General features: G+C 33.1%; 14 protein-coding genes. 7 read left to right on the top strand and 7 right to left on the bottom strand.

Annotated features, from left to right (window positions below; translation table 11 throughout):
• Window positions 1-142 precede the first annotated feature (142 nt).
• From J2Y38_RS19740 to metQ, 4 genes are all read left to right on the top strand, one after another.
• Window positions 143-1,132 carry an NADP-dependent oxidoreductase gene (locus J2Y38_RS19740; protein ID WP_309845950.1) on the top strand — a complete coding sequence of 330 codons (990 nt, stop codon included), beginning with the start codon at window positions 143-145 and terminating at the stop codon, window positions 1,130-1,132.
• 486 nt (window positions 1,133-1,618) lie between these two features.
• Window positions 1,619-2,650: a methionine ABC transporter ATP-binding protein MetN gene (gene metN / locus J2Y38_RS19735; RefSeq protein WP_309845948.1), complete on the top strand. Its 1,032-nt coding sequence runs from the start codon at window positions 1,619-1,621 to the stop codon at window positions 2,648-2,650.
• Window positions 2,643-3,296, top strand: a complete 654-nt coding sequence (locus J2Y38_RS19730; RefSeq protein WP_309845946.1) for a methionine ABC transporter permease MetI — start codon at window positions 2,643-2,645, stop codon at window positions 3,294-3,296. The genes metN and J2Y38_RS19730 overlap by 8 nt, the downstream gene beginning before the upstream one ends.
• A 45-nt stretch (window positions 3,297-3,341) precedes the next feature.
• Window positions 3,342-4,154 carry a methionine ABC transporter substrate-binding lipoprotein MetQ gene (gene metQ, locus J2Y38_RS19725; protein WP_309845943.1) on the top strand — a complete coding sequence of 271 codons (813 nt, stop codon included), beginning with the start codon at window positions 3,342-3,344 and terminating at the stop codon, window positions 4,152-4,154.
• Window positions 4,155-4,261: 107 nt separating this feature from the next.
• On the opposite strand, the gene J2Y38_RS19720 is transcribed toward metQ, so the two are convergent.
• Together J2Y38_RS19720 and J2Y38_RS19715 are read right to left on the bottom strand one after the other, a co-directional pair.
• On the bottom strand, window positions 4,262-5,068 hold the full coding sequence (locus tag J2Y38_RS19720) for a hypothetical protein (protein WP_309845940.1): 807 nt from the start codon (window positions 5,066-5,068) through the stop codon (window positions 4,262-4,264).
• A 54-nt stretch (window positions 5,069-5,122) separates the two neighbouring features.
• A complete protein-coding gene (locus tag J2Y38_RS19715; RefSeq protein WP_309845937.1) occupies window positions 5,123-5,791 on the bottom strand; it encodes a response regulator in 669 nt (222 codons plus the stop codon).
• A gap of 100 nt (window positions 5,792-5,891) precedes the next feature.
• On the opposite strand from J2Y38_RS19715, the gene J2Y38_RS19710 reads away from it, so the two are divergent.
• The 3 genes from J2Y38_RS19710 to J2Y38_RS19700 all read left to right on the top strand — a co-directional run bounded on the left by J2Y38_RS19710 (window position 5,892) and on the right by J2Y38_RS19700 (window position 9,030).
• Window positions 5,892-6,122, top strand: coding sequence for a hypothetical protein (locus J2Y38_RS19710; protein ID WP_309845936.1), 231 nt, complete (start codon window positions 5,892-5,894; stop codon window positions 6,120-6,122).
• Between the two features lie 108 nt (window positions 6,123-6,230).
• Window positions 6,231-8,258: a sensor histidine kinase gene (locus J2Y38_RS19705; RefSeq protein WP_309845933.1), complete on the top strand. Its 2,028-nt coding sequence runs from the start codon at window positions 6,231-6,233 to the stop codon at window positions 8,256-8,258.
• A 169-nt stretch (window positions 8,259-8,427) separates the two neighbouring features.
• A complete protein-coding gene (locus J2Y38_RS19700; RefSeq protein WP_309845930.1) occupies window positions 8,428-9,030 on the top strand; it encodes a murein L,D-transpeptidase catalytic domain-containing protein in 603 nt (200 codons plus the stop codon).
• A 90-nt stretch (window positions 9,031-9,120) separates the two neighbouring features.
• Here the strand turns inward: J2Y38_RS19700 and J2Y38_RS19695 are convergent, their stop codons facing one another.
• The 5 genes from J2Y38_RS19695 to J2Y38_RS19675 form a co-directional block, all read right to left on the bottom strand.
• Window positions 9,121-9,933, bottom strand: a complete 813-nt coding sequence (locus tag J2Y38_RS19695; RefSeq protein ID WP_309845928.1) for an SDR family NAD(P)-dependent oxidoreductase — start codon at window positions 9,931-9,933, stop codon at window positions 9,121-9,123.
• A gap of 130 nt (window positions 9,934-10,063) precedes the next feature.
• Window positions 10,064-10,651 (bottom strand): TetR/AcrR family transcriptional regulator, encoded by a 588-nt coding sequence (locus J2Y38_RS19690; RefSeq protein ID WP_309845926.1) that lies wholly within the window; start codon window positions 10,649-10,651, stop codon window positions 10,064-10,066.
• Window positions 10,652-10,747: 96 nt separating this feature from the next.
• Window positions 10,748-11,230 carry a cupin domain-containing protein gene (locus tag J2Y38_RS19685; protein ID WP_309845924.1) on the bottom strand — a complete coding sequence of 161 codons (483 nt, stop codon included), beginning with the start codon at window positions 11,228-11,230 and terminating at the stop codon, window positions 10,748-10,750.
• Window positions 11,231-11,315: 85 nt separating this feature from the next.
• Window positions 11,316-12,776, bottom strand: a complete 1,461-nt coding sequence (locus J2Y38_RS19680; RefSeq protein WP_309845921.1) for an FAD-binding oxidoreductase — start codon at window positions 12,774-12,776, stop codon at window positions 11,316-11,318.
• 25 nt (window positions 12,777-12,801) lie between these two features.
• Entirely contained in the window at window positions 12,802-13,539 is a 738-nt protein-coding gene (locus J2Y38_RS19675; protein WP_309845920.1) for a Dabb family protein, read from the bottom strand.
• Window positions 13,540-13,571 lie beyond the last annotated feature (32 nt).

The following is a 13,571-nucleotide window of genomic DNA, read 5'->3' as shown; positions in this document are numbered from 1 at the left end:
TCCTCGTTCCTCGGAATGACAAATACTGACTAGCTATGTTTGTTTAAACAAGTGAAACGCCTTTTACCACAAAGAAAAACTATGTCTCTATGTGTTTAAAAAAAACTTAACAGCTATACTTTTGTATAACAAAACGATAAAAATGAAAGCAATTGTATTACAGGAAAACCGGGAATTTCAATTAGAAGATGTTGAAATTCCGCAGCCCTTAGATCATCAGATTCAGGTAAAAATTAAAGCTTCAGGTTTTAATCCGATTGATTATCAAATGACAGAAGACGGATCAGAAAGAAAGCTTTTGCATTCTCCAATTCTGGGGCGGGAATTCTCCGGAGTTGTATCGGCAATTGGTAAAAACGTAAGTGATTTTAAAATTGGTGATGCTGTTTTCTGCGGATCAGGAAGCATGGGTTCTAACGGAACTTATGCCGAATATATTTCTGTTCCCGAGGCAATTGCAGTAAATAAACCTTCTAATATTTCTTTTGAAGAAGCGGCAGCAATTCCGTCAGCAGGATTAACAGCTTTGCAAGCTTTTAAACGTATCAATGCCAGTTTTTCTGATTCGATATTGATTACCGGAGCTGCGGGCGGGGTTGGGAATGTATTTGTTAAAATATTGATAGCAAATGGCTTTCAAAATTTTGTAGTGACTGCCGGAAATGAAAACAGCATTAATGCATTAATTGACCTCGGTGTAAAACCAAAACAAATCATCAACTATAAAAAAGAAGAAATATACGAAGCTGCTCTTTCTTTAAACGGAAATAAAAAATTTGATATTGCAGTTGATTTGGTTGGAAATAGTGTTGCAGAAATTGCAGCAAAACTTTTGAAAACCAACGGAATTTATGTTGATGTGACGAATTTTTCGACTCCGGAATCTCGAGGAATTCTTTTTTCAAAAGGCGCTGCAATCTTAAATATTTCTAACTACGCATACGGACTTGAAAAACGCTACGATTATTATAAAAACGGATTGAATTCGTTACGATTACTTTTAGAACAGCAAAAGATTACACCACCCGCTATTTTAATAGTTGGAGAACTAGAAGTAAATACGGTAATAAATGCACATACAATACTCCGTGAAAATAAAACGGAAGGAAAAAAGTTAATCATGAAAATTTAGATATTTTTTCACGCAGATTTGGCAGATTTAGGCAGATTTTAATAGTAAAATGCCAAAAAAAAGTAATCTGCTCAAATCTGCCAAATCTGCGTGAAAGAATCTTTTTAATCCTTTAATCTGTGGCAAAAATTGGCGATAATCTGTACGGAGTTTCTAGTGCGATTCCTCGTTCCTCGGAATGACAAATTGGTCGTTTAAACAAAGTAGAGAAGCTTTAAATCAAAGCAATCGTTATAGTAATCTACTATTTTGATAGGTTAATAAAAGTTTTAATGGTTTTTATATTAAAATTAAAATTATCTGTTTAAATTTGCAGCAACAATGAGAAATAATAGCCAGAAAATGAATAATTATTATAGCTGCAGCATGATGTGCTGTGATGCTTTATAATTGATTTGGCTTATATATAAAATAATATTATTTATTTCAAAAAGCCTTTCAAATAATTATGAAAGGCTTTTTTGTTTTTAAACCTGAATTAAACAAATGATTGAATTAAAAAACGTTACCAAAACTTTTCATCAAAAGGACAGAATCGTTTCTGCTTTAGATGATGTTTCGCTAAAGGTGCCGCCTGGGAAAATTTTTGGTGTTATTGGAACTTCGGGAGCTGGAAAAAGTACACTGATTCGATGTGTGAATCTTTTGGAAAGACCAACTTCTGGAGAAATTATTGTAGATGGAAAAGCTTTGCAGCAATTATCAAATGCTGAATTGGCGATTGAAAGAAGACAAATCGGAATGATTTTTCAACACTTCAACCTGCTTTCTTCGAGAACAGTTTTTGATAATGTTGCTTTCCCGCTTGAATTGGTTGGAACTCCAAAAACGGCGATTAAAACTCGTGTTTTAGAATTACTGCAATTAGTTGGTTTAGCCGAAAAAGCAAACGATTATCCGGCAAGTCTTTCTGGCGGACAGAAACAAAGAGTTGCGATTGCGAGAACATTGGCAAATAACCCAAAAGTTTTATTGTGTGACGAAGCGACAAGTGCGTTAGATCCCGCAACCACACGTTCAATCCTGAATTTACTGAAAGACATTAACCGTCGTTTAAATATTACCGTTTTGTTGATTACACACCAAATGGAAGTCGTTAAATCGATTTGTGATGAAGTGGCGGTAATCAGTCACGGAAAATTAATAGAGCAGGGAAGTGTAGGCGAAATTTTTGCCGATCCAAAACATGAATTAACAAAAGAATTTATTGCTTCGTCGCTTCATTTAGAGATTCCAGACGTTTATCAGGAAAAACTACAAAAGACAGATAACGGAAGCTTAAATCCGTTATTAAAGCTTGAAATGACTGGAAAATCAGTTAATGAACCTGTGATTTCAGAGGTTTCAAGATTGTTTGATACCAATTTCAAAATCGTTAGCGCGCAGATGGATCAGGCCGGAGATGTGAACTTTGGCGTTATGCTGATTGAACTATCTGGAAAACGCGAAAACTACGACGCTGCCATTCAATATTTTATTTCAAAACACATTAAAACAGAAATCATAGGTTATGTCTGATTCTATTATCACTTTATTATTAAATGGAACCTGGGAAACTATTGTTATGACTTTTGTGTCTGGCTTTTTCGGTTTCCTAATCGGACTTCCAACGGGAGTTTTACTTTTCCTTACCCGAAAAAATCAAATACTGGATCAGCCAGTTTTAAACAGAACTTTATCGGTTATTGTAAACGTTTTTCGTTCGATTCCATTTATTATTTTAATTGTTTGGATGATTCCGTTTACACGTGCTATTGTGGGAACTTCAATTGGTGTAAGCGCTGCTTTGGTTCCGTTAAGTATTGGCGCAGCACCGTTTATTGCCCGTTTGGTCGAAAACAGTTTATTAGGTCTGCCATCAGGTTTAATTGAAGCTGCAAGAGCTTTAGGAGCAACACCTTTACAGATTGTATATAAAGTGTTACTTCCGGAAGCTTTGCCATCATTAATAAACGCAGCGTCGATTACTTTAATCACTCTTGTGGGTTATTCTGCAATGGGTGGAGCAGTTGGAGCCGGCGGTTTAGGACAAGTTGGTTATCAATACGGATATATTGGTTATGATGCCGTAACGATGAATTCGGTTTTGGCATTATTGGTGATTTTGGTTTTCCTGATTCAGTTTATTGGAGACAGGTTATCGAAACATTTTGACCACAGATAATTATCAATTAAAAATTAGGAATTAAAAATTAAAAATAGATTTGTCATGAAAATAAATTTCTTGAAAACAGCCGGAATTTTAGCTTTATCATTAGTTTTAGTGAATTGCGGAAAAAGTAAAAACAACGATCCGCATTTTATTAAAGTGGGTGTAGCTTCCGGGCCTGAATTAAAAGTTGCCGAGGCAGCAAAAAAAGTAGCCAAAGAAAAATTCGGACTTGAGGTAGAATTGGTTTCTTTCAACGATTATGTAATTCCAAATGAAGCTTTAAGCCAAGGAGATATTGATGCGAATGCTTTTCAGCATAAACCTTATTTAGATGAACAATCTAAGCAACGTGGTTATAAGTTGGCAATTATCGGAAATACATTCGTTTATCCGATTGCGGCTTATTCGAAGAAAATAAAAAACCTTTCTGAGTTGAAAAACGAAAGCACGATTATTATCCCAAATGATCCAACAAACGGCGGACGTTCTTTATTGCTTTTACAGAAAAACGGTTTATTAAAATTGAAAGATGGTGTTGGTTTGTTACCTAAAGTAACGGATATAGTAAGTAATCCTAAAAACTTAAAAATATTAGAGTTAGAAGCGCCTCAATTACCTCGTGCTTTAGATGATGCGAATGTTTCAATTGCAATTATCAACAATACTTTTGCTTCTGCAGCTGGATTAGTTCCGTCTCGTGATGCTTTATTTGTTGAAGATAAAGATTCTCCTTATGTAAACTTGGTTGTTAGTCGTGAGGACAATAAAAACGAAGAAAAAGTAAAACAGTTTTTACAGGCTTTTCAATCTCCGGAAGTTGAAGCTGCAGCGGAACTTGAGTTTAAAGGCGGCGCTGTGAAAGGATGGTAATAATAATTGTTAATTGTGAGTTGTTAATTGTGAGTTGTGAATTGAACTTTGACAACTAACTATTTGATATAAAAAAAGGCAGATGAAAATTGTTTCATCTGCTTTTTTTATTTTAATGTGGTATTTTTATCGGTAATTTCAAACCATGGTATTTTAAATTTACCTTTCATTAAATACACTTTTAATTCCTCATTTTTGTAATGACTATCATATTGCATTTGTGAAACGGAAATTTCGTGTGGTGCAATTTGTTTTCCCCAAGGCGTTAATTTTAAATAGTATGTGTGTCGTTTACCGTATGTCATTCTTTTTTCTAAAATGGAAGTATTAAATATTTCTGGCTTTGATGTATCGTATACGCAATTTAAAGATATATACGAACCATAGGCATAGCTAAAAGATAAAATTAATAAAGCCAAAATGCTTATAAAATTATTCGTTTTAATAAATTTAAATTCCTCATTACGAAAAAGTAAAAATGCTATCCCAAGAAATGCAATCACAAAAATAGGTACCCACACATTAGTATAATCTAAAATTTTAAAATCTAAAAAAGATCTTGTGATAACAGCTGTAATAGTTGAAAACACTCCAAAAAGAATACTGGGATATGTGGTATTTTTTCTTCCTTCAATTCTAATTAAACCTTTATAATAATTTAAAAGAAATACACATAAAACAGGGAAAATTATGGATGCAATTAATGCATATTTGTAATGATCTATAAAAATGAATGTCCAGATTCCAATTCCTATACCTGCAAATTTAGTTATTGCAGCGACCTTTTGAGCTTTTTTTAAGTTTGCCTCTCTTTCATTTTTATCTTTTCCAAATTTTGGATTATTTAAGATTTCATGTTTTTCTTTTAGTTCCTGTCTTAAATCAAGAGTAGAATCTTCTTTTATTAAAGGCATAATGATTTTAGTAGTTGTAGTAATAATGCGAATGCAAAACTAAGAGAAAAAGATTTATATAAGCCCCAACTGTCTCGCTTTATTAATAAGCTCTGTATCGCCGCCTTTTTCTAATAATAAATGACTTTTAATATTCGCTTTTCGTTTTTCAATTGAACTCATTGAAAGCGGAATATGATTGGGAATATTAACGGTTTTAACGCCTTGTGATAAAAGAATTAAAATCTGGCTGTCGTATTCGTCCCAATTTAAGTTTCGGTGCGTTAATTTCTTCTGAGATTTTACAATCTCATCACTGTAAATTATTTCCCCTTTTAGAATTTTTTGACAGATAGTTGGGAAAGATTCAAAATTAACTTCACTTTTTGATATAAACCCGTCGGGAGCAATAGTTTTTATAATTCTGTTTACGATGAAGGCTTCGGTATGCATTGTCAGTAATAGAATTTTGCATGAAGGAAGCACTTTTCTAATCGTTATAGCCAAATCAATACCATCGGTAATATTGAATTCTTCATAAGGCGGCAGATTAACATCCAGAATGGCAAAATCCAGCTTGGTATTTTGTTTTTCGAGCAGCATTATTTTTTTATAAGCAGTCTCGCAATTGTATTTTTTTAGGAAGGTTGGTTCAACTGTATCAAAGCAATCGTCAGACAGTAGGTTAACATAACTGTCTACCGTCATAGGATGATCATCAACAATTAAAATATTAAGTGACATTATAGTAAAATTTAAACAAAATTAAACAATCTTACGGATTTTCCGTAAAATATGCAACTTTTTTGGATGTTTTTTTGCAAAAACATAAAAATAACATACCATGAAAAGTAAAGTAATTCGTATTCTTTTTGCATCAGTTTTAATGATGAATTTATCTTGTACAACTGATGATCTTGACAACCAAGATTTTAATTCAACCGAAAAAAAAAAGCTAAATGATCAAAGCAAAGATGAAACTATTAACTCCAAAACTGTTGACTCTTTAAAAATCAGCTATAATTTACAAATGAGTGCTCCAGATGGAGATCCGCTAAATCCAAAAATTAAATAAAACATGTTCGACTCTATTTACTGAAGACTATAATACTGATATAGAAGTATTATAGTCTTCTTTATTTATAATATATTTGAATTTAATTTATAAAGTATCATTTTGAGATTGAAGTCGAAAATATATATTCCAATACTTCTATTAACAATAGTAATTTTATTAGTGTTTTATCATAGGAGAGATGAATTAAAAATTAGAAATCAAAATCAAAATACTTTTGATACGGAATACTTTAATAAAATTTCAGGAACAGAAAAAGAGAAATATTTAGATTCTCTTATTAATAATTTAAAGCATCTAAAAAATGACTCCATTGTTAGAAATTTATATTTAAAAGCAGGAGAGGAATATTATTACTTGAATAATATAAAAAAATCACATTCATCCAGCTTAACCGCTTTAAAATTATCCAGAGAAGAAAACGATAGTTCCAGAATAGCAAAGTCACTTTATTTTATTGGGGACTGCTACGAAAGTTCACAAAAAGACAGCGCTTACTATTACTATCTGCAGGCCCAAAAAATTTATTTAAAGATTCACGACTACGACAAGTTAGGACAAATGTATTTTAATAAAGCATATGTTCTTTTTTATGATGGAAATTATGTAGAATGCGAGGTGGAATTAACTAAAGGTCTCGGATATTTAAAAGATTCAGATAATATAAAATTGCTTTATTCCTGCAATACCTTAATGGGAAATTGCTTAGAAAAGCTGTTTATGTACGATCAGGCTTTAAAATATCATCAACTGGCGTTGAGAAATTTAAGGGCAATGAAAAAAAATAATACAGATAGTGATGAAGTAAATAATTTCAATATCTCTTCTGTAATTAATATTTGTAATTTATACGATCTAAAAGGCGATTATTCTAAATCAATTAATGAATTAAAGCCTTTGCTGACTAAAAATTTAAGAAAGAACTGGCCTCGTTTTTATGCCATCGTTTTGTCTAATCTGGCATATTCTAAAATGAAAAATAAAGAATATAAAAATGTTGAATCAATGTTTTTAGAGTCTTTAAAAATTGTTGACAGTCTGGGATATACTTCTGATGTGATGTATAAAAAAATTCATTTGGGAGAATTTTATCTGACACAAAAGGATTCTTTAAAATCCTTAAAAACATTGCAGGAAGCTTATACTGTTTCGATCAAATTAAAAAATACCAACGAAACTTTAAATACATTAAAACTGCTTACAAGAATTGACAGCAGAAAAAGACTGTTTTATGCCAATCAATATATTGCCATTAGCGACAGTATAAACAGTATTCAAAGCAGAACGAAGAATAAATACGCCAGAATTGAATATGAAACGGTTAAGGTCGAAGATGAGAATAAGGTTTTGACTAAAAAGAACTTTTATATTTTGATCTTTTCTTTTGCTTTGTTTCTGGCCTTGTCTGCAATTTCGGTAGCTATTTATTTAAAATACAAGAACAAAGAATTGCGATTTGTAAAACAGCAGCAAAGTGACAGCGATGAAATCTATCAGCTTTTGAGCGAACAGCAAAATATAATCAACGCCGCAAAAGAAGAAGAAAAGAATAAAATTGCAAGAGAACTTCACGATGGTGTAATGAATAAGGTTTATGGCGTAAGGATGAATTTAGGATTCTTTAATTCTAAATCAGATGAGAAAACGATAGAAAAAAGAAAGCAGTATATATTTGAATTGCAGAACATCGAAAATGAAATCAGAACCATTTCACACGATTTAAATCAGGATTCTTTTTTAGAAAGCAATGATTTTAATACGCTGTTATCCAATTTAATTAAAAGCCAAAATGAGATCAGTAAAACTCAGTTTAATTATTTTGTAGATGAGAGATTTGAGTGGGAGCAAGTGCAGAATATTTATAAAATAAACTTTTATCGTATTATTCAGGAAGCGCTTTTAAATATTCAGAAATATGCCCAAGCTTCAAAGGTCGAAGTAAAAATAGATTTAATTGATAAAGATGTTTTGCAATTATCAATTATTGATGACGGTGTTGGCTTTGATATCAATACAGCAAAAAGAGGAATTGGTTTATCTAATATAAAAGAGAGAACTAACTCTCTAAAAGGAAACTTCGAAGTAAAATCTAAACCGGGCGAAGGCACCGAAATCATTGTAACTTTTACTATTTAATTGAAAAATAAAGCAATAGAAAAATAAACCTTATTTTGTTGCTCTTCAGACTTTTAGATGTCTTTTTTTGATTTAATGCAGACTAATTTTGCTTCATTAATTTGATTAAAATAAAACAAATCAAATTAATGAAAACTATAGACTTTGCATTCAATTAAAAATACTTGTCATGAAAATATACAGCTTAATTTTTTTGTTTTTTACAATTAGTTTTTTTGGAAATCCTATAGAGGTTAAAAATGATACTCCACCATTAAGCCCGGAAATGGAAAGACTTAATACGGAACTTTTGGATGTGAAAGCGATGATTAAAAAAAATGCATCTTACAATACAAAAATTGCCTTTTTTATTGATATGAGAATTAAATCGGGTAAAAACAGATTTTTTGTTTACGATTTAGAAAAAGATGAAATTGTCGACCAAGGCTTAGTTGCAAACGGTTTTGGTTCTGAAACCAATGTTAGAGGAGAATTAAAATTTAGTAACGAACCTAATTCTAAATGTACATCTTTAGGGAAATATATTGTTGGTAAACCTTATAAAGGAATGTTTGGAAAATCTTATAAATTATCTGGTTTAGATGAAACAAACAGTAACGCCGCAAAAAGAGCGATTGTATTACATTCGTATTCAGCAGTTCCAAATGAAGAACAAGATTATTACATTTCAAACAGCCACGGCTGCCCAATGGTTAGTGAAGCTTTTTTTAAGAAATTAGAAAAGATCATTGATAGTTCTAAATCTAATATTATTATGCAGATCTATTATTAATGATTAATTGTGAGTTGTTAATTGTTAGTTATAAAAAAAAGAGACAGTTTTTAAAGCTGTCTCTTTTTTTATGTTTTCATATTTTATGAATTATCCGTGAGCAGCAACAGATACATCAGCCCATTCTTCCCATGTTTTTAGCTTTTGCTCGTATGTTTGTTTTGCAAATGGTAAAGCTATTTTTCCTAAAAATAAACGTAAAGGTGGATTTTCAGCTTCAACTAATTTAACGATTGCAGGAACTGTTGCGCTAACTTGTCCAAAAGTATCCGGATCATGTCCATCTGCAAGTGCTTTTTTGATTACGTCGTATGCAGGAATACTTTCGCTATGGAATCCGTTACCCCAAATATCTGTAAAATAACCATTTGGTTCTACTAAAGAAACATTAATTCCGAATTGTTTTACTTCAGAAGCTAAAGTTTCGCTTAAACCTTCAACAGCAAATTTTGAAGCATTATAAAGTCCGATAACCGGTAAAGTTGCGATTCCTAAAATAGAAGAAACCTGAATAATGTGTCCGCTTTTTTGATTTCTCATAATTGGTAAAACAGCTTGTGTTAACCATAAAGTTCCAAAGAAATTAGTTTCGAATTGTGCTCTAGCTTCTGCTTCACTTGCTTCTTCAACAGCGCCGTTTAAAGCGTAACCTGCGTTATTGATTAAAATATCAATTGTTCCGAAATGATTTTTTACTTTTTCAACGATTGCAAATGAATCTTCGCGTTTATTAACGTCAAGTTTTAATGGTAAAATTGCGTCACCGTATTTTGCTTTTAAATCATTTAATGTATCGATATTTCTGGCTGTTGCAGCTACTTTATATCCTTTTTCTAAAAATGCTTCTGTCCAGGCTTTTCCAAATCCTTTTGATGCTCCTGAAATTAAAATTGTTTTTGACATGATTTCTTAAATTGTTAATGTGAATTGTTAATTGTGAATGATCTTATTTTAATTGGTATTGTATTTTTTTATTGATATTGAAATTGTTATTTTAAAATATGACTGATCGGTCATATTTTTGATAAAAAAATTAAATGCTGTTTTGGTCTATTAAATTTTTTAGGGTTTTGACAATGACTTCCATTTTATCATTGTTTCCAGACATTCTGGACATTAAATGTCCGCCTTCGAGCATAGCAAACATTACGGTTGCAAAATCAGCCGGTTTTAAATCGGTTTTAAATTCTCCGTTTACTATTCCTTTTTCAGCTATGCCTGAAAGTAATTGCTGTGCGGTGTGAATAGCATTATTTACTTTCTTTTTTACGACAGGATTTGTATCATCGGCTTCTGTTCCAAAATTTAATATCGGACAGCCTCCAATAAGCGGTGACTCCAGCGGATTGCTAAAAAAATCTATATAGGCAAATAACTGTTCTTTTGATGTTTTAGGTTTGCTTAATGCAGCCTGAAGTTTAGCCGTTAAAACTTTTACATTATGATCTACAGCGGCACAGGCAAGTACTTCTTTATTTTCAAAGTGTACATACATGCTTCCTTTAGACAATTTGGTGGCTTCCATAATATCGCTCATAGAAGTAGCTGCAATTCCTTTTGTATTAAAAATAGGAGCGGCTTTTTCTATAATAAATTGTCTGGTTTCTTCACCTTTTGCCATGATAGCTTTTATTTAACGGTACAAATATATGACCGATTGGTCATATCTGCAAACAAAAAGAAGATTATTTTTTAAAAAATTTCAAAAAGTGCCTGTTTATGAGGGATTCGTGAGGGCAATAATTAATTTTTTGTGTTCAGGAAATTGGGTAATTAAGGTATCACGATCTCCTAAAAAGTAATTATTAGGATTAAATGGAGGTGCCATAGATACTCCCATAAGGCTCCAGGAATCTTTACTTTTAATTCTGGAACCAATCCATGTTCCGCCCGGAATCACTTTCATTGGTTTTCCGCCTTTGGCAATATCATTACTAAAAATACAGACTTCAGATTTTGGCGTATGTCCTTCCGGATACAATAAAAGCATTTCTACAGGCTTTCCGGCATAAAAATGATACAGCATATCTCCTGTAACTTTATGCATAATAGAGCAACGGGAATTATCCAGAAAATAATAGATCGCGCTGCAAGGAGTATTTTCTACAGGTGGAATAGGATAAGTATTCGCAAAATAACCGCCTTCGGTACTGTTTAGCTGCAAATTAAGCAGCCTGATTATTTCAGATGCTGGTGACATAATGTTAATGTTTAATTAGTTTGTTAGAAATAGTAAATCCCCGAAGATTTATAGTAAAACTTCGAGGATTTGGGGTTAGTAAGCATTATACTCTGGTTCGGTTAATCGGGCTGATATCTGTTAATTCTTTTGTTGGATTAAATGGCGAACCAACGCTTTGCTGGAAATTAAAATAGTTGTTGGGATCCACTTTCTTTTTAATTTCTAAAAGGCGTTTGTAATTGCTTCCATAATATTGTTCGGCCCAATTATGCTGTAAAGGATCGATGTAGTTGACATAAGCTCCTGTAGCATTTCCGGCATCAGATAATCTTTCGAAAAATTCATACGCCCATTCTACATTTTTTAATGTATCGCCAGGTTTGTCTAAATCCCAGATCGATTTAATTTCCGGAATAAAACGGCTGTTTCTATGTACGTATGCTGTGGCATCTGAGGCAACATTTTCGATTGCACCGCCGGCATGTGTCCAAACGGCAAAACTTTCCGGAGACGGAGCTTTGCTCATTGATTCCACAATAACCTTTGCTACTTTATTATTCATTCCGCCTTGTGGCAGAACAGTAGAACGGATGTAAGAACTCCTTCCGGCAACTCTTGTTGTGTAACCGTTATAAAATTCCCAGTCCGGAAGCGTCATATTAAACAAATCGGCATTAATTGGTTTAAGTTTTAAAAGCCCCTGAAGTAAATCAATTCCTTCGGCGCCATCACCATTAAAAACCGGAGTTAAACCCAGCACTTTTACATTGGTAGTTTTGTCGATTAGGTCTTTTTGATTTCCCATAAAACCGTAAACGGCCATTGCATCTGGAACTGTCTCAACCCAGTCATTGTAGTAACCTAAAACATCTTCGGCCATTTCTAACGGATATCGAATTTGCCCCACTAACATTTTTTTGCTTAATGGTTTACGAACTCTCATTTCCATTTCGACTACAATTCCAAAGTTTCCGCCGCCGCCGCCAGAGCAAGCCCAGAAAAGATCAATATCTTCGGCAGAAGTACTGTTTACACCAATATGACGTAATTCGCCGTCTGGAGTAACGATTTTTAAACTCTCCAGATTATCGATGCTCATTCCGTACGAACGCGAAACAAAACTATAACCGCCGCCAAGCATAAATCCCGGAGGCGCAACAGTAGGGCAGCCGCCGCCTACAGGAATTAATCCCGTATTAGTTAACTGCATAAACTTGTAAACATCGTACCAGATTACGCCCATTTCTGCCGTAACGGTTTCTTTTTTAGGGTCGAATGTAATTCTGTTTAAATTTTTCATTGCAATTACAACTCCGCCTTCATTCAGGCAGTAACCGGCAGCACTATGCCCGCCGCCTTTTATTGAAAAAGGAAGATTGTTTGTAATGGCAAATTTTAATCCCAGTCTCACATCTTCAACTACGGCCGGAAAAATGATTAAACGCGGTCTGAACTGAATTCGTCCGTTATCAATTTTTATAACGTCTTCATATTCTGAATCGCCGGGCTGAAGCACATAACCGCTCAGCTCACGAACTAATTCCTGAATTGCTGTTTCTATCATGATTTTTAATTTTTGGGGTTAATTTTTATCTGGTAAGCGAATACACTTTTGACTGGTATTTTATATAAGAATCAAAAATGTATGTGTTGTCAATCATTCCAGCTGTTGCAGGAAAGAATTCGTCGTGCTTTTTGCTTTTCAGATAATCATCGTACGCTTTTTTACTTTCGTAGATAATAGAAACCGCAACATCAAAATTTCTAACAGAAACATTTCTTTTAATATCCGTCAATCCTCCAGTTGAAAACTGCTGAATTCCCGGATGTCCTGCTAAATATTCTACACAGATATCCGTAAACTTTTTAATGTTTTCCGGTGATTTATCTTTTAGAGAGAAATATAGGTCATGAAACATACTTTGCGGATAGTTTCCATCGGCACCAATAGTCTGCGGTTCTGAAGAATTTCCTCCAATAATAAGATTGGTTACATAATAATCCATAACACGTCTTGTTGTACCCGGAACCCATCTGTTTACATCAATTACGAATTGATTGTGTGCAGAATCATTTCCATTATAGACATTAAAAGCATCTTCGTTTGCAAAAAGCTGATGCATGGCAATGTCATAATTAAGATCATTTTCAGGACGGATCATATCATCGGCCCTAACACCAATCCAGAAAGAAATCATTCCAACAGATTCAGAAAGATATTGTCTTGCTTCGGCCATATAAGCTTCTACAATGCCTTGCGTATTACTTGTACCCAGATTGAAGTACGTGCTGTGCAGCAACATGGGTGCGTTATTTGAATTTTCCATTTGAATTTCTTTTAAATATTTTAATTGATTTT

The organism is Flavobacterium sp. 2755, assembly GCF_031455715.1.
Taxonomy (GTDB): Bacteria; Bacteroidota; Bacteroidia; order Flavobacteriales; family Flavobacteriaceae; genus Flavobacterium.
This window is presented reverse-complemented; position numbering and strand designations above follow the sequence as displayed.

Excerpts from the sequence above, each read along its gene's own strand:
- J2Y38_RS19715 (WP_309845937.1), bottom strand. The coding sequence starts at position 5,791 with ATGTCACTTAATATTTTAATTGTTGATGATCATCCTATGACGGTAGAC.
- J2Y38_RS19685 (WP_309845924.1), bottom strand. The coding sequence starts at position 11,230 with ATGTCACCAGCATCTGAAATAATCAGGCTGCTTAATTTGCAGCTAAAC.
- metN (WP_309845948.1), top strand. The coding sequence starts at position 1,619 with ATGATTGAATTAAAAAACGTTACCAAAACTTTTCATCAAAAGGACAGA.
- J2Y38_RS19680 (WP_309845921.1), bottom strand. The coding sequence starts at position 12,776 with ATGATAGAAACAGCAATTCAGGAATTAGTTCGTGAGCTGAGCGGTTAT.
- metQ (WP_309845943.1), top strand. The coding sequence starts at position 3,342 with ATGAAAATAAATTTCTTGAAAACAGCCGGAATTTTAGCTTTATCATTA.
- J2Y38_RS19710 (WP_309845936.1), top strand. The coding sequence starts at position 5,892 with ATGAAAAGTAAAGTAATTCGTATTCTTTTTGCATCAGTTTTAATGATG.
- J2Y38_RS19675 (WP_309845920.1), bottom strand. The coding sequence starts at position 13,539 with ATGGAAAATTCAAATAACGCACCCATGTTGCTGCACAGCACGTACTTC.
- J2Y38_RS19700 (WP_309845930.1), top strand. The coding sequence starts at position 8,428 with ATGAAAATATACAGCTTAATTTTTTTGTTTTTTACAATTAGTTTTTTT.
- J2Y38_RS19695 (WP_309845928.1), bottom strand. The coding sequence starts at position 9,933 with ATGTCAAAAACAATTTTAATTTCAGGAGCATCAAAAGGATTTGGAAAA.
- J2Y38_RS19730 (WP_309845946.1), top strand. The coding sequence starts at position 2,643 with ATGTCTGATTCTATTATCACTTTATTATTAAATGGAACCTGGGAAACT.
- J2Y38_RS19690 (WP_309845926.1), bottom strand. The coding sequence starts at position 10,651 with ATGGCAAAAGGTGAAGAAACCAGACAATTTATTATAGAAAAAGCCGCT.
- J2Y38_RS19720 (WP_309845940.1), bottom strand. The coding sequence starts at position 5,068 with ATGCCTTTAATAAAAGAAGATTCTACTCTTGATTTAAGACAGGAACTA.
- J2Y38_RS19740 (WP_309845950.1), top strand. The coding sequence starts at position 143 with ATGAAAGCAATTGTATTACAGGAAAACCGGGAATTTCAATTAGAAGAT.